Source organism: Streptomyces sp. NBC_00306 (assembly GCF_036169555.1).
In the GTDB taxonomy this organism is placed as follows: Bacteria; Actinomycetota; Actinomycetes; order Streptomycetales; family Streptomycetaceae; genus Streptomyces; species Streptomyces achmelvichensis.
On the sequence record NZ_CP108032.1, the window covers coordinates 3,449,205 to 3,466,511 of the forward strand.

The window sequence follows — 17,307 nt, forward strand, 5'->3', positions numbered from 1 at the left end:
TACGTTTAGCAACCACCAAGTGACTTGCGGCGACGGCCTGGAGACCCACCTTGAACGATCCGTACGAGACAACCGAGGCGCACCTCGAGCGACTCCTCGGTCGGGCGCTCAACTCCTTCGATCTGCCCGACGCGACGGTCGGGCGGCTCGACTCGGCGCTGGCTCACGCGAGTTCGCTGCACTCCTCGCACCACAGCGCGGTCCTGGACCGCGTGACGTACCGGCATGCGTATCTGCTCAGCGACGGGAGTTCGCTCGTCCTGTGGGAGCTCGTCCACAGCACCGGGCGGAGCGGCGCCGAGCAGCACGAGCTCTACACCGAGGAGTCGGAGGCGCGGCTCGCCGCGTCCCGGCTGCCCTCCGGCTTCCCCGGGTTCGCCACGACGGACGGCGATTCCGCTTCCGGGGCCGCCGGGCTGAGCTTCAGCGACCTGGGCGCGGACCTCGACGCCGACTTCGAGCTCCTCGCCGCCCTCATGACCGCACCCCCGGCCGCGCTCCCCCGGATGTACGTCCCGGACAACTCCGCGGACCACGCCCGCCGGGTCCTGCGCCGCGCCGAGAACGGCGACCGGCCGGGCGAGGAGACCGCGGGGCTGCTGCGCGCGGCGTTCGCGCACCACATCACGCAGGTCTTCGGCCGTCAGTACCGGGTGGACGGCAAGGACGCGGGCTTCACCCTGTACGAGCACGCGTTCCTGCTGCTCGACGGCACCGAGACGAGCCTGTGGGAGGTCGAGCACACGGCCACCCCGGACGGCCGCCACATGTGCGAGGTGTACGGATCGGAGCACACCGCGCGCGAAGCCATGGAGCTCCGCGCACGGGTGCGCTGACCGGGCCTGTCGCCCAGGAATTCGGCGCCGGCCGTCAGGCGGCGGCGAGGACCTTGGTCTCCTCCTCGGCCTGCGCGGGTGCCTGTCCCGGCTGTGCCTTGCGGAGTCCCTTGAGCAGGACGACCGTCGCGGTGCTGACCAGCGTGCCGGCGACGATCGCGACGAGGTAGAGGAACGGGTTGCCGATCAGCGGCACCACGAAGATGCCGCCGTGCGGGGCGCGCAGTGTGCAGTCGAAGGCCATCGACAGCCCGCCGCTGACCGCGCCGCCCGCCATCGCCGCCGGGATCACCCGCAGCGGGTCGGCCGCGGCGAACGGGATCGCGCCCTCCGTGATGAACGAAGCACCCAGCACCCAGGCGGCCTTGCCGTTCTCCCGCTCCGTCCTGGTGAACAGCCGCTTGCGTACGACGGTGGCGAGGGCCATCGCCAGCGGCGGCACCATGCCGGCGGCCATCACCGCGGCCATGACCTTCAGCGAGCCCTCGTTGGGGTTGGCCAGCCCGCCGACCGCGAAGGCGTAGGCGACCTTGTTCAGCGGACCGCCGAGGTCGAAGCACATCATCAGCCCGAGGATGACGCCCAGGATCACGGCGTTGGCGCCGGAGAGGCCGGACAGCCAGTCGGTGAGCGCCTTCTGGAGCTCGGCGATCGGCTTGCCGACGACCAGGAACATCAGGAAGCCGACGACTGCGGACGAGACGAGCGGGATCACGACGACGGGCATGATGCCGCGCAGTGGCGCGGGGATCGGGACGCGTTGGATGGCCATCACCGTCGCACCCGCGAGGAGCCCGGCGATCAGGCCGCCGAGGAAGCCGGCGTTGATGGTGAGGGCGATCGCGCCGCCGACGAATCCGGGGACCAGACCGGGACGGTCGGCCATGCCGTAGGCGATGTAGCCGGCCAGTACGGGCACCAGGAAGCTGAAGGCGAGCCCGCCGACCTGGAAGAGGAGCGCGGCCCAGCTCGTGTGGTCGGTCCATGCGAAGTGCTCGGCGACGGACTTGGCGTCGGAGATCTCGTAGCCGCCGATGGCGAAGCCGAGGGCGATGAGGAGCCCGCCGGCGGCGACGAAGGGCACCATGTAACTGACGCCGCTCATCAGCCACTTGCGGAGCCGGGTGCCGTAGCCGTCGCCGGGGTCTCCCGCGGAGTCGGCCGGTGCGGCCGAGCCCGCGCTGACCTCACCGCGTTCGGCCTTGCCCCGTACCTCGTCGACGAGTGCCGCCGCCCTGCTGATGCCGGCCTTCACGCCGACGTCGACGGTGGGCTTCCCGGCGAAGCGGGCCTTGTCCCGTACGGGGACGTCGTGGGCGAAGATCACACCGTCCGCGGCCCGCACGGTCTCGGGGTCGAGCCGGGTGAATCCGGCCGAACCCTGCGTCTCGACGTCGATGTGGACACCGGCCGCCTCGGCCGCCTTCTGAAGCGACTCGGCGGCCATGTAGGTGTGGGCTATGCCGGTGGGGCAGGAGGTGACGGCGACGATCCGGAAGGGCGCGTCGTCGTCGCGGGCGGGTGGGGCCTGGGTGGGTGAGACCTGGGTGGGTGAGGCCTGGGCAGGCGCGGCCTGGGTGGGTGCGTCCTGGGCAGGTGCGGCCTGGGTGGGTGCGTCCTCCGCGGGTACCGCCACCGCGGGTGCGGGCGTGACCGCCGCCTCGGCCGGTCCGGCTGCCGTCTCCGGTTCACCGGGAGATTCCGGCCCGGCGGCCGGCTCTGCCTCCGTCGCCGGGGCCTCGCCGCGGATCAGGGAGGCCGCGGCGGGCGCGTCCGTCGTCGTCCTGAGCGCCGAGGTGAACGACTCGTCCATCAGCCGGCGGGCCAGCGACGACAGGATCGTCAGATGCGCGTCGTCCGCGCCCGCCGGGGCCGCTATCAGGAAGATCAGGTCCGCCGGACCGTCCGGGGCACCGAAGTCGACACCCGCGGCACTGCGGCCGAACGCCAGCGTCGGCTCCGTGACATGCGCGCTGCGGCAGTGCGGGATGCCGATACCGCCGTCCAGACCGGTCGGCATCTGCGCCTCGCGTGCGGCCACGTCCCCGAGGAACCCCTCGAGGTCCGTGACCCGGCCGAGTGCCACCATCCGTTCGGCCAGCGAGCGGGCCGCGGCCTCCTTCGTCGTCGCGGCCAGGTCGAGGTCGACCAGGTCCGCGGTGATCATCTCGCTCATCGCGGGCTCCCTTGCTCGGTGAGTACTCGGTCCAGAGGGATGTCCGCCGTCACCGTGACGTCGGACGGGTCGAGATCGGCCGGGGTCGGCATCACGCTGCCCGGCAGTTGCACGGCAGCGGCACCGTGCGCGACCGCGGCGGCCAGTGCGACCGGCCCCTCGCCGCCCACCGCGAGGAATCCGGCGAGAGACGCGTCGCCCGCGCCGACGTTGCTGCGGACGGTGGACACGGGCGCGTGGCCGAACCAGGTGCCCGCGGCGCAGGACAGCAGCTGGCCGTCGCCGCCCAGGCTGGCCAGTACCGCCCGCGCCCCCAGCTCCCGTAGCTCCTCGGCCGCCTTGACCGCGTCGCCGACGGTGGCGAGGGGGCGGCCGACGGCCTGCGCGAGTTCGTCGGCGTTGGGCTTGACGACGTCAGGGTGTGAACGCAGCGCCGCGAGCAGGGAGGGGCCCGAGGTGTCGAGGGCCACCCGGGCTCCGGCCGCGTGCGCGCGGGCGACCAACTCGGCGTACCACTCGGGTGCGAGGCCTCTCGGCAGACTGCCGCAGCAGGCGATCCATGACGCCGACGCACAGTGCGCCGTGGTGATGGACAGGAGTGACTCGGCTTCCGCGGCCGACAGTTCGGGGCCAGGCGCGTTGATCTTGGTGAGGGTGCCGTCCGGTTCGGCGAGCGCGATGTTGGAACGCGTCCCGCCGGTGACCGGGACCGCGGCGACCTCGATGCCCTGTCCGGCGAGCAGTTCCGCGACGAGCGCGCCGGGCGCCCCACCGAGCGGCATGACGGCGACCGTGCGGTGACCCGCGGCCGCGACAGCCCGCGATACGTTGACGCCCTTGCCGCCCGGGTCCATCCGCTCGGCGGTGGCGCGCAGCACCTCGCCGCGGTCCAGCGCCGGGACCTCGTACGTACGGTCCAGCGACGGGTTCGGGGTGACGGTGAGAATCATGCGCGTACGACTTCCGTGCCCGCGGCCTCGATCGCCGCGGCGTCCTTCGGGGCGAGCCCGCTGTCGGTGATGAGCAGGTCGACGTCGGTGAGGTCCCCGAAGCGGGCGAAGTGCTCCTCGCCGTGCTTGGCCGAGTCCGCGAGCAGCACCACACGCCGGGCGGCGGAGACCATCGCGCGCTTCACGGAGGCCTCCGCGAGATCCGGGGTGGTGAGGCCGTGTTCCGCGGAGAAGCCGTTGGCGCCGAGGAAGACGACATCGGCCCGGACCTCTCCGTACGCCCGGAGCGCCCAGGCGTCGACCGCCGCGCGCGTACGGTGCCGGACCCTGCCGCCCACCAGGTGGAGGTCGATCCCGGGATGGTCCGCGAGCCGGGCGGCCACCGGCAGGGCGTGGGTGACGACGGTGAGGGAGCACTCCAGCGGGAAGACTCCCGCGAGCCGTCCCACGGAGGAGCCGGCGTCGAGGATCACGCTGCCGTCGGTGGGGAGTTCGGCGAGGGCCGCCTGTGCGATGCGGTCCTTCTCGTCGGCCGCCGTCGACTCGCGCTCGGACAGATCGGGCTCGAAGTCGAGCCGCCCGGCCGGGATGGCGCCGCCGTGCACACGGCGCACGAGCCCCGCGCGGTCGAGGGCCTTGAGGTCGCGCCGGATGGTCTCGGCGGTGACCTGGAACTCCTCGGCCAGAGACAGCACGTCGACTCGGCCGCCGTCGCGGGCGAGACGCAGGATCTCCTGCTGGCGCTCCGGTGCGTACATGTGGTTTTACATCCGTTCCATGCCCGACCCTGTGGTTTTGAGGGGAGAGTACGCCTGGATTTCGGCAAAGTAAACAGATACGGGCGGCGGACGGACACGTTCGGGCGGTGCGGTGTGCGGTGCGCGGTGTTACCTGAGGTCGGGTCGGCCGACGGGTGGCGCGGGCAGCGGAAGGGCGCGGACAGCGGAAGGGCCCGGACCGGGATCTCGTCCCCGGCCGGGCTCTTCCGTGTGCGGTTGTGTCCGCGGCTCAGTGCGTCAGTACGGGCTCCCGCTCCGGCGCCGCCTCGCCGCCCGCTTCCGCGCCCTCCAGATGCTGCTTCGGCCGCGAGGGCAGTGCGAACATCACCAGGAAGATCAGACCCAGTACGCCGACCGCCCACCACAGCGAGTTCTGGAACGCCTCGCCGAACGCCTTGCCCACCGCGCTCGGCGCGATCCTGTCGTCGATCGAGCCGAAGAAGACCACCGAGACCAGTCCGAGCCCCAGCGCGTTGCCCATCTGCATCGTCGTATTGATCAGCCCGGACGCCGAACCGGCGTGCTCGTGCGGCACGTCGGAGAGCACCGCGTCCGTCAGCGGGGCCACGATCAGGCCCATGCCGAGCCCCATCACGACGAGCGGCAGCATCATCTGCCAGGAGTGGATCGCCGTGCCGTACCGCCCGGCCTCCCAGATGTAGAGCAGCATTCCCGCGGCCATCGTGACCGCGCCCGCCTGGAGCACCTTGCGTCCGAAGCGCGGCACCAGTTTCTGCACCGAGATTCCGGCCGCCGCCGACACCGCGATCGAGAACGGAACACCGGTCAGACCCGCCCGCAGCGGGCTCCAGCCCAGGCCGATCTGCATGTAGAGCGTCCAGACCAGGAAGAAGACTCCGCAGACGATGCCGAACGTGAGCTGCACGGCGATGCCGGCCGCGAAACTCTTCACCCTGAACAGCGACAGCTCGACCAGCGGCGAACCGTCCCTGCGCGTCTTGTGCTTCTCGTACGCCACGAACGCGCCGAACACCAACAGGCTGCCGGCCATGCACAGATGACCCCACAGCGGCCAGCCCAGCTCACGGCCGCGGGTCAGCGGGTAGATCAGCATCAGCAGGCCGAGCGTCACGAGCACGACACCGATCAGGTCGAGCCGCAGCGCCTTCGGGGCACGGGACTCGGTGATGTACTTGCGGCCGAGGATGAGACCGGCAATGCCGACAGGCAGGTTGATCAGGAAGATCGGCCGCCATTCGAGGCCGAACAGGTTCCACTGGGTCAAAAGTGCGCCGAGCAGCGGGCCGGAGACCGCGCCGAGACCGATGACCGCGCCGAACATCCCGAAGACCTTGCCGCGTTCGTGCGCCGGGAAGGTGGCGTGGATGATCGCCAGGACCTGCGGCACCATCAGGGCCGCGGTCGCGCCCTGGAGGAGGCGCGAGGCCACCAGCATCTCCTCGTTCGCCGCGAACCCGCACAGCGCGGAGGCGAGCGTGAAGCCGGTGATGCCGATGAGGAAGAGCCGCTTGCGGCCGTAGATGTCGCCGAGCCGGCCGCCCGTGATCAGACCGGCGGCGAAGGCGAGCGCGTATCCGGCGGTGATCCACTGGATCGCGCCGAACGACGCTCCGAGGTCGCGCTCGATGCTGGGGATCGCGATGTTGACGATCGTGACGTCGACCAGATCCATGAAGGCCGCGGTCATGACGATGGCGAGCGCGATCCAGCGCCTTCGGTCCGAAGCCGTAGCGGGTACGGCGGGCTGTGAACTCATAAGAAGAAAGTTAGAGGTGATATAGGTCAGCTCATGTCCTAGATGCGAGGCATCCTGAGAGACATGACGGACACTCCGGCACGACTGCTGAATCTGCTCTCCCTCCTCCAGACTCCGCGCGAGTGGCCGGGCAGCGAGCTCGCCGAGCGCCTCGCCGTGAGCCCGCGGACGATCCGGCGGGACATCGACCGGCTCCGGGATCTGGGATATCCGGTCGAGGCGACGATGGGCGCGGTCGGGGGCTACCGGCTGGTGGCGGGCGCCGCGATGCCGCCGTTGCTCCTCGACGACGAGGAGGCGGTCGCCATCGCGGTGGGGCTGCGGGCCGGTGCGGGCCATGCGATCGAAGGTATCGAGGAGGCGTCCGTACGGGCGCTGGCCAAACTGGAACAGGTGCTGCCGTCGCGGCTGCGGCACCGCGTCACGACGCTCCAGGCCGCGACGGTTCCGCTGACGCGGGGTGACGGCGCGACGATCGACCCGCAGACGCTGACGGTGATCGCGGGGGCGGCGAGCGGGCGGGAGCGGCTGCGGTTCGGTTACCGGGCGGGCGACGGCACGGAGACGAAGCGCCTGGTGGAGCCGTACCGGCTGGTCTCGACGGGGCGCCGGTGGTACCTGGTGGCGTACGACGGGGGGCGGGAGGACTGGCGGACATTCCGGGTCGACCGGATCTCGGAGCCGTTCGCGACGGGGGCGAGGTTCGAGCCGAGGGAACTGCCGACGGGGAGCGCGGAGGCGCTGCTGGGAGCCACGATGTCGCGGCAGCCGGAGCTGGAGGTGGACGTGAGCTTCGATGCGCCGGCGGAGTTCGTGGTGGCGAGGCTGCCGGAGTCGTTCGGCTCGCCGGTACCGACGCCGGGGGGCGGGTGCCGGCTGCGGACGCGCTCGGTGGACTCGGTGGAGTGGCTGGCGCTGCGACTGGCGCTGGTGGACTGCGAGTTCAGGGTGCGTGGGCCGGGGGTGCTGGTGGAGTACGTGACGGATCTGGGGAGGCGGTTGGTGAGGGCGTCGGGGTGAGGGGCGGGGGGCGGGGGCCTCGGCCCTTGTCCGGCCTCGGGCCCTTGTCCGGCGTCGGGGTCTTGCCGGGCGTCGGGCGCTTAGGCGCCTCGGGTCCTTGCCGGGCCTCGGGTGCTTGGGCGGGGCCTGGGGTGCTTGGGCCTCGGGCCCATGTCCGGCGTCGGCCCCTTGGGCCGGGCGGGCGCTTGCCCCTCAGGCCCCTGTCCCGCGTCGGGCCCTTGGGCCGGGCGGGCGCTTGCCCCTCAGGCCCCTGTCCCGCGTCGGGCCCTTGGGCCGGGCGGGCGCTTGCCCCTCAGGCCCCTGTCCCGCGTCGGGTCCCTGGGCCGGGCGGGCGCTTGCCCCTCAGGCCCTTGTCCCGCGTCGGGCCCTTTGGCCGGGCGGGCGCTTGCCCCTCGGGCCCCTGTCCGGCGTCGGGTCCGGGGGCCCTCCGGGCTCGACTCCTCGGGGTCGGCGGCCTACAGCCGCGTTGCATTGCGTACTCGGGTCCTGCCGCCGATCCCCTGCGGGGACGACCCTGCACGCCCCCTCCCAGGTGGTCGAGGACGCGGCCCGCTGGCGGACGACCGGAAGCGAAGCCCAGCCTGTTCGCGGCGCGAAGCTGCCGCCCCGGGGGTGCGGGGCGCCGACCCCACACCTACTTCTCACCCGCACCCGACAGGTGCGGGGCCCGGGGTGCTTGGGCCTCGGGCCGTGGTCGGGTGTCGGGTCCGGGGGCCCTCCGGGCTCGACTCCTCGGGGTCGGCGGCGTACAGGTCTGCTGTGTTGGTCACCCGGGTGTTGCCGCCGATCCCCTGCGGGGACGACCCTGCACGCCCCCTGCCGGGGTCGAGGACGAACCTCGTTGCAGTGCGGGCACAGGCGAACCCGAGCCGGTTCGGGGTGCCCGATGGGATGCGGCGCGGAGCTGCCGCTACGAGGGGGTGGGGGCGCCAGCCCCACACAAACACCTCTCCACCCGCGCCTGACCGGGGCGACCAGCCAGCGCGGCGCGAAGCTGCCGCAGCGGGGGTGAGGGGCGCAGGCACAGCCACCAAGAGCTTTCCCAGCCGCACCGGACAGGTGCGCGGGCCCGACCGGCAGGGAGCCGCAACCCGCCAGAGGGTGGGAGCCGGCCGCACTCTCCTCACGCGCACCGGACCGGCACGCGTGACTCGGCGGCCGCGAAGCTGCCGCAGCTCGCGGGGTATGAGGCGACAGCCCCTTCGTTTCGCATGAGCAAGTGCGCCAAGCCTCAGCGGCGCGAAGCTGCCGCAGCTGGGGTGTGGGGCGCAGCCCCACAGGAACCTCCCCCATCCGCACCGGCAGGTGCGGTTACCCAAGGCTGCGCGATGCTGCCGCAGACACAGGTCCGTGGGTCCCCCGGACAGACGAGGACCCCGACACCGGGGGGGGAGGGTGCCGGGGTCCGTATAGGGGGCGGGGTGTCCGCCGAGGGTCAGGCCGCCGCGTCGAAGCCCGTGTCGCGCGCCATCCGCTTCAGTTCGAGCAGCGCGTGCTTCTCGATCTGGCGGATCCTTTCGCGCGTCAGGCCGTGCTCCTTGCCGACCTCCGTCAGCGTCCGCTCGCGGCCGTCCTCGATTCCGTACCGCATGCGGATGATCGACGCCGTACGGTTGTCGAGCTTGCCGATCAGGTCTTCCAGCTCCTCGCTGCGCAACAGCGTGAGCACCGACTGTTCCGGTGAGACCGCCGACGTGTCCTCCAGGAGGTCGCCGAACTGCGTCTCGCCCGCGTCGTCCACCGCCATGTTGAGGCTGACCGGGTCGCGTGCCCAGTCGAGTACGTCGGAGACGCGCTCGGGCGTGGAGTCGAGCTCCTTCGCGATCTCCGTGGCCTCCGGCTCACGGCCGTTCTCCCTGTTGAATTCGCGCTGCACCCTGCGGATGCGGCCGAGCTCCTCCACGAGGTGGACGGGGAGACGGATCGTGCGGGACTGGTCGGCTATGGAGCGGGTGATGGCCTGGCGGATCCACCACGTCGCGTACGTGGAGAACTTGAAGCCCTTCGCGTAGTCGAACTTCTCGACCGCGCGCACCAGGCCGGCGTTCCCCTCCTGGATCAGGTCGAGCAGGGGCAGTCCGCTGCGGGGGTAGCGACGGGCGACAGCCACGACGAGCCTGAGGTTGGAGCGGATGAAGACGTCCTTGGCGCGCTCGCCCTCGGCCACCAGTGCCTCGAGCTCCTCGCGCGTGGCTCCGTCGGCTTCGCTCTCCACCTCTTTCGCGAGGATCTGCTGGGCGTACACACCCGCCTCGATGGTCTGGGACAGCTCGACCTCCTTGGCGGCGTCGAGCAACGGCGTACGCGCGATCTCGTCGAGGTACATGCCGACCAGGTCGCGGTCGGCGATCTCCCCGCCTGCGCGAACGCTGCTTGCCCGGTCGGTCCCACTGGTCTCGGACTGACGGCGGGCGACGGCACGGGTTGCCATGCGAGCTCCCTTACTGAGTAGGTCGCGACACCCTCTCGGGTGCCCTGCATCCGAAGGAAACAACGACTGGAATCCGGACAGAATTCCCCGGGGCTGCGTCGATTTTGGTGATCTTGCAGTACCCTGTCCGGCCACCACCGGAGGACGAATGCCGCAGGGACGTACAGAAGTGCAGGTCAGGCCCGGGAGTGAGGCCGATCTCGTGGCCCTCACCGAGCTGTACAACCACTACATCCGTGAGACGGCCGTCACATTCGACACGGCCACGTTCACCCCCGAGCAGCGCCGCCCCTGGTTGCGCTCCCACCCTGAAGACGGCCCGCACCGTCTTCTGGTTGCTCGCGATGCCCCGAATGCGGGGACGTCACCCGGGGGAAGCCTGCTCGGTTACGCCACCAGTAGTCCCCTGCGCCCCAAGCCCGCGTACTCCACGTCGGTCGAGGTGAGCGTCTACTGCGCGCCCGAAGCCGCCGGCCGCGGCATCGGCACCCTGCTCTACACGGCGCTCTTCGAGGCGCTCGCCGGTGAGGATCTGCACCGGGCGTACGCCGGGATCGCCCTGCCGAACGAGGCCTCGGTCCGGCTGCACGACCGTTTCGGCTTCCGTCATCTCGGAACGTACGAGGAGGTGGGCCGGAAGTTCGACCGGTACTGGGATGTCGCCTGGTACGAGAAGAGGCTGGGGCCTGAGGACTAGGTCGCCGGACCGTTACGCCGCCGGAGCGCCGACCCTAGGGTCCCGTTCATGGACACCACGGGCGACACCACCGGCACCCCCGGAGACACCACCGGCACCCTCGACGAAGCACTGGAGCGGCTCCACTCGTCCGGCCCCGAGCGCGACGGCTGGCTGAGCAATCACGGTCCGATGGCCGTCGAGGCGCTGGTGCGGCACGGCAGATCGTCGTCCGTGCACCGCTGGCTCGACCACTACGGCAGCAAGCTGGAGGACATGCCGGAGCCGAGCACCCCGGTGACGGCGTCCGACTGGCGGGAGGCTCTCGGCGATCCGCGCCGCATCGCCGACTGGGCCGTGTACTTCGAGCGCGAGACCGCCGAACGCCCCTGGCGGGACGTACTCGCCGAGTGGTGGCCGCGGTTGCTGCCCGGCATCGCGGGCGGGGCCACGCATCCGGCGATCCGGGTGGGCCACGCCGTGCGCACCCTGCTCACCGGAGAGGAGACCGGTCCGCGGGTGACCGAGCTGGCACACGCGCTCGGCTACTGGGCCGCCCGGCATCTGCCGTTGCCCGAGCTGCGCACCCTGCCTCCGGAGGTGACCGCGACGGCCGCGCTCGACGCCGTTCCGGCCGTGTCCGATCAGAGCGGCGGCATCCTGGACCGGCTCGGCCGGCTGACCGCTTTTCCCGCCTGGCCCGGCGCCACGGCCGACCCGGAAGCGGCCCGCGCGCAGCTTGTCGAGCTGGTCACCGCCGCCACCCATCGCTACGCGAGTCACGGGCACGGCGAGCCGGTCATGCTGGTGCACGCGGCGACCGCGCCCAATGCCGTGCTGCGCACCCTGCCGGCGCTCCCCCGCGAGCTGTGGGTGCCGAGTCTCGGGGCCGCGTGGGCCGCGAGTGCCGCGGTCACGGCCGCGTACACACCGGCCGAGGCCGCTCCGTACCGGCCCACGACGGCGAGCCCGGAGGAGATCTTCGAGCGGGCCGCCGCGCACGGCGACGATCACACGATCAAGTTCACCGACACCGCCCTGGACATCGGTGACCCGATCGCCCTGGCCGCGGCCGTCCGTTCGATCGAGCTCAACGAGCCCTTCCTCTGAGCGGCCCTCCGGGTGCCCGGCCGGCCGGTCAGCCGAACTGCACGGACCGCTTCGCCAGGCCCATCCAGAAGCCGTCGATCACGCTCTTCCCCGTCGCGAGATCGCCCTCGGACGCTCCGAGAGTGACGAAGAGCGGGGCGAAGTGCTCGGTGCGCGGATGGGCGAGCTTCCCGGCCGGGGACTTGTGCTCGAAGTCCAGCAGCGCGTCCACATCGGCGGCCGCCAGTGCCCGCTGACCCCAGTCGTCGAACTCCGCCGACCAGCCGGGGATTCCGCCCTGCCGCAGCGCCGCCAGATTGTGCGTGAAGAACCCGCTGCCGACGATCAGTACGCCCTCGTCCCGCAGCGGCGCCAGCCTGCGTCCGATCTCCATCAGCTTCTGGGGGTCGAGGGTGGGCATGGAGATCTGGAGAACGGGGATGTCGGCACCCGGGAACATCTCCACCAGCGGCACGTACGCGCCATGGTCGAGCCCGCGGTCCGGGATGTCCTGCACAGGCATCCCGGCCGTGCGGAGCATCTTGCGTACGGAGTCGGCGAGCGCGGGAGCGCCCGGCGCGTCGTACCGCACCCGGTAGTAGTGCTCGGGGAAGCCCCAGAAGTCGTACACCAGGGGCACGGACTCGGTCGCGCCCAGCGCGAGCGGGGCCTCCTCCCAGTGGGCGGAGACCATCAGGATCGCGCGCGGGCGCGGCAGACCGGCGGACCACGCGGCGAGCTCGCCGGGCCACACGGGGTCGTCGGCGAGCGGCGGAGCGCCGTGCGAGAGGTAGAGGGCGGGCATCCGCTCCGTGACAGACGTGGCGTTCATGAGGCGACTCCCGATCTGCTTGAAGTTTCAAGCTACACCACAGCTTAGATCCACATTGTTCAAGTTTCAAGAACTGAGTCGTAGAGTGGAATAGTGGAATACATGAACACGGCATCCACCGGTGACGGCGAGAGCGGACCGCGCTGGCTCAGCGACGACGAACAGCGCGTCTGGCGCGCCTACTTGCACGCCACCATGCTGTTCGAGGACCACCTCGACCGCCAGTTGCAGCGGGACGCCGGCATGCCGCACGTCTACTACGGCCTGCTCGTCCAGCTCTCCCAGTCACCGCACCGTCGCAAGCGGATGACGGAGCTGGCCATCGACGCCAAGATCACGCGCTCCCGGCTCTCGCACGCGATCGCGCGGCTGGAGAAGAACGGCTGGGTGCGCCGCGAGGACTGCCCCTCCGACAAGCGCGGCCAGAACGCCGTCCTGACGGAGGCCGGCTTCGACGTGCTGAAGGCAGCCGCACCCGCCCATGTCGAGGCGGTGCGCCAGGCCCTGTTCGACCGGCTCACCCCCGAACAGGTGGGCCAGCTGGGCGAGATCATGCGGATCATGTCCGACGCGCTCCAGCCGCAGGAGTCCGGCGCGGACCTCCCCTGGCTGCGCTGATCCGCGTACGCCTGGGGCTGCGCTGATCCGCGTACACATGGGCAAAGGGCCCTGCCCGGGTTCACCCCGGGCAGGGCCCTTGTCGTACGACTTCTTCGCGTGGGTCAGTGCGCGACCACGGGGATCCTGACCTCGTCCTCGACACCGTCACCCGAGGCGGCGGTGAGCGAACCGGCGTCCGGACGCCCGGTGTTGATCAGCGTGAAGGCGATGGCCGCGGCCGCCACCAGGATGCCGACCGCCCACCAGATCGCGGACGAGAAGCCGTGCACCAGACCCTGCATCTCCAGGAGCTTCGGGTTGGTCGCACCCGCCGCGTGCGAGGCGATGTACGAGCTGGTGGCCGAGGCGGCGATGGTGTTCAGCAGCGCCGTACCGATCGCGCCGCCGACCTGCTGCGAGGTGTTGACCATCGCGGAGGCGACACCGGCGTCGGCCGGGTTCACACCGTGCGTGGCCAGGGACATGGCCGGCATGAACGCCGTACCCATACCGAGGCCCAGCATCAGCTGCGCCGGCAGGATCAGACCGGCGTACGAGCTGTCGATCTCCAGCTGCGTCAGCAGCAGCATGCCGAGCGCGGCGAGGACGAAGCCGGGGCCCATCAGCAGCCGCGGAGCCACCCGGGTCATCAGACGGGCGCCGATCTGCGTCGAGCCCGCGATCATGCCCGCGATCATCGGCAGGAAAGCGAAGCCGGTCATGACCGGCGAGTAGCCCTTCACGACCTGGAGGTAGAAGGTCAGGAAGAGGAACAGGCCGAACATCGCGATGATGGCGAGACCGAGCGACAGATAGACACCGCCGCGGTTGCGCTCCGTCAGGACACGCAGCGGCAGCAGCGGGGCCTTGACCTTGGCCTCGGTGACGACGAACGCGGCGAGCAGCACCGCGGAGGCCACGAACATGCCCACGGTCAGACCGTCGGACCAGCCGGCGGACTCTGCGCGGGTGAAGCCGTACACCAGGGCCACGAGGCCCAGCGTGGACAGGACGACACCGGGGATGTCGAGCGAGGAGCGGTTGCGGGAGCCCGCGGGCTCACGGATCACGAAGTACGCGCCGACAGCGGCGACGATCGCGAACGGGATGTTGACGAAGAAGGTCCAGCGCCAGTTCAGGTACTCGGTGAGGAAGCCGCCGAGAATCAGGCCGACGGCACCGCCACCACCGGCGATCGCGCCGTAGATGCCGAACGCCTTGGCGCGCTCCTTGGCGTCGGTGAACATCACCGCCAGCAGGGAGAGCGCGGCCGGCGCGAGCAGTGCGCCGAAGGCACCCTGCAGTGCGCGGGAGCCGAGCAGCATCGCCTCGCCGGTGGCGGCGCCACCGAGCGCGGAGGCCGCGGCGAAACCGAGCAGGCCGACGACGAAGGTGCGCTTACGGCCCCACAGGTCGGCTATACGGCCACCGAAGAGCAGCAGTCCGCCGAAGGCCAGGGCGTAGGCCGTGATGACCCACTGGCGGTTTCCGTCGGAGATTCCCAGGTCCTGCTGGGCGGTGGGCAGCGCGATGTTCACGATCGTCGCGTCGAGCACCACCATCAGCTGGGCGAGGGCGATGAAGACCAGCGCTTTCCAGCGCTTCGGGTCGGCAAGGGATATGTCGGGTGTTTTTGGCATGGGAAGGGCCACCTATGGGTGCGAAGAAGTCATAACGGACGTGGTCGATGCCCCCGTGCACGAGCCGTCGTGTACGAGTCGAAGCCGTCGTGTGTGTCAGTCGAAAGCCGGTCGGAGTCGTCGCGTGATCGTCTGATCGTCTTGGTCGTCCGTGAGACGTGAGGCGGGCACGCGATTCATCGGTCTCGGGCGCCGGCTCGGACGCGGTCCGGGCGGTCTCCCCCCGGCGCCGGACCCGACCTCGCTGTCGTGCCCCGCGTCCCTACTGCCTCACGAACTCCGGTGCGTCATTGCGTCATTGCGTGGTTCGCAGGTCCTCCATGGTCGCCGCCTTGCCGGGCAGTTCGGAGCGAGCGGGTGCTTCGAGTCCGTCCAGAAAGAGCTGCAGATGGCGGTGGACGTAGCGGTCGATGCCCAGGCATCCGATGCCCGGCAGTGGCCGCGTGAGCTGAGAGAGGGCCACCATCAGATCGCCGACGGCGACATCGGTACGCATCCGGCCCGCCGACTGCGCCCGCTCGATGAGCCCCAGTACGGAGTCCTCGAGACGTTCGCGACCGGCGCGCAGATCCGGGTGGTCCTGGTCGAACCCGCCGGCGAGCATCGGGCACAGGGCCCCGATGCGCTCGTCGGCTGCCGCGTGGACGAACCGGCGCACGGCGGCGAAGGGATCCTCCTCCTCCGCAACGGCCTGGTCGACGCGGTCGCACGTACGGGACATGACGGAGATGACGACCTCTCGGACGAGTCCGGAGCGGTCGGGGAAGTGTCGGTAGAGGGTGGCGTTGCCGACTCCCGCGCGGCGGGCGATGTCGTCGAGCGGGACATCGGCCCCGAACTCCACGAACATCTCGCGCGCTGCCGAGACGATCCGCTCCCGGTTCCGCAGGGCGTCCGCCCTCGGCCGGGGGGTGCGGCGCGTTTCGGTTTCCACGGCGGGGGTCACAACTCCACCTCTCAGGCGTCTGTCTCGTATCGAGCTCGGGTCCACCGGTCGTATCCGCCTCACAGCACTGCGTAAGCGGGGACCGCTTCCCCGTTTCGCGGGGACAGACATGCAAACGGGGAAACGATCCCCGCTTATTTCCCGACCCGGATGTGACCTGCGTCACATCCGAGCAGAGGCTTCGGACGTCCCACGATCGGCTCACCCGGCGAGCGGGTGCGCACCGGCCGTCACAGGCTGATCGCACAGAGCGCAGCCAGGGCCCGGCCTGCTGCCGTGGGCCCGAAGGCGATTTGCATGCAGCACACGCGCCACCGGATACGCAGGACCGGCCGATCCCGCCGCCTCGGCGGACTCGCCGCCCTCGGGGCCCTCGCGCTCGCCGCCCTGACCACGGCCAGCGCCACGCTTCCCGCCCCCACCAAGGCGTCGGCGGGACCGGTGGCGACAGCCGACGAGACCGGGCTCGGACCGTGTCGCATCCCCACGACGCTCGGCATCCAGATGTCGGAGGGCATACCGACTCCGCCCGGCTACTCCCCCTCCACCGGCGAGATCCGCGCCCTCAATCTGATGATCGACTTCTCGGACGCCGTCGGTGAGGGGCGGGCCGTCGACCGGCTCGCCGAGTTCTTCCCGCAGACCTCCGACTGGTTCAGGACCAGCTCGTACGGCCGCCTCAGCTACACCCCGCACGCACCGGTGGCCGAGTGGCTGCGGATGCCCATGCCGTTCGCCGCGTACGGGATAGAGCGCGGCTCGCCCTACGAGCCGGGCTATCGCAACCTCGTCGAGGACATCGTCTCGGTGGCCGACCCGAAGGTGGACTTCAGCGCATACGACCTGGTCAACATACTGGTCACGCCCAACGCCGGGCCCTCGGCACTGGACACCGTGCTCTCCGTGACCTTCTCCGGGAACCACGACGCTCCGGTCGCCGACGGCGTGCCGCTCGCCAACACGTCCTTCGTCTACAGCCGGCAGGACGACGGCTCCGGCTCGTACGCCGAGACCGGCTACCGGGTGCTCCCCCACGAGAACGGCCATGTCTTCGGGCTGCCCGACCTCTACACCTCCGAGGGCGGGGGCTCCGTCGGCCACTGGGACATTATGAGCGAGGACTGGGGGGCCAACAACGACCTGCTCGGCTGGCACAAATGGAAGCTGGGCTGGCTGGACCCGCACCAGATCGGGTGCGCCTCCACCCCGGGCACGACCGAGTACTCACTGACCCCGCTGGCCACCGCCGGCGGCGCGAAGATGGCGATCGTGCCGATCACCGAGGACGAGGGCTACGCCGTCGAGGTCCGTACGCGGGCCGGCAATGACGAGGCCGTGTGCGCACCGGGTGTACTGATCTACCGCGTGCACACCGGCGTGGACACCGGGCAGGGGCCGGTCACGGTCTCGGACAGCAGCCGGGACAGCGGGGGCTGCACCCGGCGCCCCAATGTGCACTCGGAGCTCTCCGACGCCCCGTACCAGCCCGGGGAGTCCTTCGTGGACAAGAAGAACGGCATCAGGATCTCGGTGATCCGCGCGGACAGCGGCGGTGTGCACAAGGTGCGCGTCACCCGGTCCTGAAACCTGCCGC

Annotated in this window: 14 protein-coding genes; 6 read left to right on the forward strand and 8 right to left on the reverse strand. The window is 70.9% G+C overall.

The genetic code is table 11. The annotated features are described in order from the left end of the window. Positions 1–50 precede the first annotated feature (50 nt). Complete coding sequence (locus tag OHA05_RS15140; RefSeq protein ID WP_328860865.1) at positions 51–836, forward strand: DUF6227 family protein; 786 nt, start codon at positions 51–53, stop codon at positions 834–836. 34 nt (positions 837–870) lie between these two features. On the opposite strand, the gene OHA05_RS15145 is transcribed toward OHA05_RS15140, so the two are convergent. From OHA05_RS15145 to OHA05_RS15160, 4 genes are all read right to left on the reverse strand, one after another. Then, entirely contained in the window at positions 871–3,012 is a 2,142-nt protein-coding gene (locus tag OHA05_RS15145; RefSeq protein ID WP_328860866.1) for a PTS fructose transporter subunit IIABC, read from the reverse strand. Next, the gene (gene pfkB, locus OHA05_RS15150; RefSeq protein ID WP_328860867.1) at positions 3,009–3,962 is read right to left on the reverse strand and encodes a 1-phosphofructokinase; all 954 of its coding nucleotides are present in this window, start codon (positions 3,960–3,962) and stop codon (positions 3,009–3,011) included. Before pfkB ends, OHA05_RS15145 begins: the two co-directional genes overlap by 4 nt. Continuing rightward, positions 3,959–4,720 carry a DeoR/GlpR family DNA-binding transcription regulator gene (locus OHA05_RS15155; protein WP_327683235.1) on the reverse strand — a complete coding sequence of 254 codons (762 nt, stop codon included), beginning with the start codon at positions 4,718–4,720 and terminating at the stop codon, positions 3,959–3,961. Before OHA05_RS15155 ends, pfkB begins: the two co-directional genes overlap by 4 nt. A gap of 250 nt (positions 4,721–4,970) precedes the next feature. Further along, positions 4,971–6,479 (reverse strand): MFS transporter, encoded by a 1,509-nt coding sequence (locus OHA05_RS15160; RefSeq protein WP_313945789.1) that lies wholly within the window; start codon positions 6,477–6,479, stop codon positions 4,971–4,973. A gap of 63 nt (positions 6,480–6,542) precedes the next feature. Here OHA05_RS15160 and OHA05_RS15165 point away from each other — a divergent pair, with 63 nt between their 5' ends. Further along, the gene (locus OHA05_RS15165) at positions 6,543–7,499 is read left to right on the forward strand and encodes a helix-turn-helix transcriptional regulator (RefSeq protein WP_328860868.1); all 957 of its coding nucleotides are present in this window, start codon (positions 6,543–6,545) and stop codon (positions 7,497–7,499) included. A gap of 1,435 nt (positions 7,500–8,934) precedes the next feature. On the opposite strand, the gene OHA05_RS15170 is transcribed toward OHA05_RS15165, so the two are convergent. Further along, on the reverse strand, positions 8,935–9,930 hold the full coding sequence (locus OHA05_RS15170) for a sigma-70 family RNA polymerase sigma factor (RefSeq protein WP_313945787.1): 996 nt from the start codon (positions 9,928–9,930) through the stop codon (positions 8,935–8,937). Positions 9,931–10,078: 148 nt separating this feature from the next. Between OHA05_RS15170 and OHA05_RS15175 the strand changes: the two genes are divergently transcribed. Both OHA05_RS15175 and OHA05_RS15180 read left to right on the forward strand, forming a co-directional pair. Further along, positions 10,079–10,627: a GNAT family N-acetyltransferase gene (locus OHA05_RS15175; protein ID WP_313945786.1), complete on the forward strand. Its 549-nt coding sequence runs from the start codon at positions 10,079–10,081 to the stop codon at positions 10,625–10,627. A 48-nt stretch (positions 10,628–10,675) separates the two neighbouring features. After that, positions 10,676–11,716 (forward strand): questin oxidase family protein, encoded by a 1,041-nt coding sequence (locus OHA05_RS15180; protein ID WP_328860869.1) that lies wholly within the window; start codon positions 10,676–10,678, stop codon positions 11,714–11,716. Positions 11,717–11,744: 28 nt separating this feature from the next. Here the strand turns inward: OHA05_RS15180 and OHA05_RS15185 are convergent, their stop codons facing one another. Beyond that, positions 11,745–12,527, reverse strand: a complete 783-nt coding sequence (locus tag OHA05_RS15185) for a dioxygenase family protein (protein WP_313945784.1) — start codon at positions 12,525–12,527, stop codon at positions 11,745–11,747. 93 nt (positions 12,528–12,620) lie between these two features. On the opposite strand from OHA05_RS15185, the gene OHA05_RS15190 reads away from it, so the two are divergent. Then, entirely contained in the window at positions 12,621–13,145 is a 525-nt protein-coding gene (locus tag OHA05_RS15190) for a MarR family winged helix-turn-helix transcriptional regulator (protein WP_313945783.1), read from the forward strand. A 104-nt stretch (positions 13,146–13,249) separates the two neighbouring features. Here OHA05_RS15190 and OHA05_RS15195 read toward each other — a convergent pair whose 3' ends face one another. Continuing rightward, entirely contained in the window at positions 13,250–14,767 is a 1,518-nt protein-coding gene (locus OHA05_RS15195) for an MFS transporter (RefSeq protein WP_313945782.1), read from the reverse strand. Between the two features lie 295 nt (positions 14,768–15,062). Further along, positions 15,063–15,713: a TetR/AcrR family transcriptional regulator gene (locus tag OHA05_RS15200; RefSeq protein WP_313945781.1), complete on the reverse strand. Its 651-nt coding sequence runs from the start codon at positions 15,711–15,713 to the stop codon at positions 15,063–15,065. A gap of 297 nt (positions 15,714–16,010) precedes the next feature. Here OHA05_RS15200 and OHA05_RS15205 point away from each other — a divergent pair, with 297 nt between their 5' ends. Beyond that, positions 16,011–17,297 carry a M6 family metalloprotease domain-containing protein gene (locus tag OHA05_RS15205; protein WP_328860870.1) on the forward strand — a complete coding sequence of 429 codons (1,287 nt, stop codon included), beginning with the start codon at positions 16,011–16,013 and terminating at the stop codon, positions 17,295–17,297. The last annotated feature ends 10 nt before the right edge of the window (positions 17,298–17,307 follow it).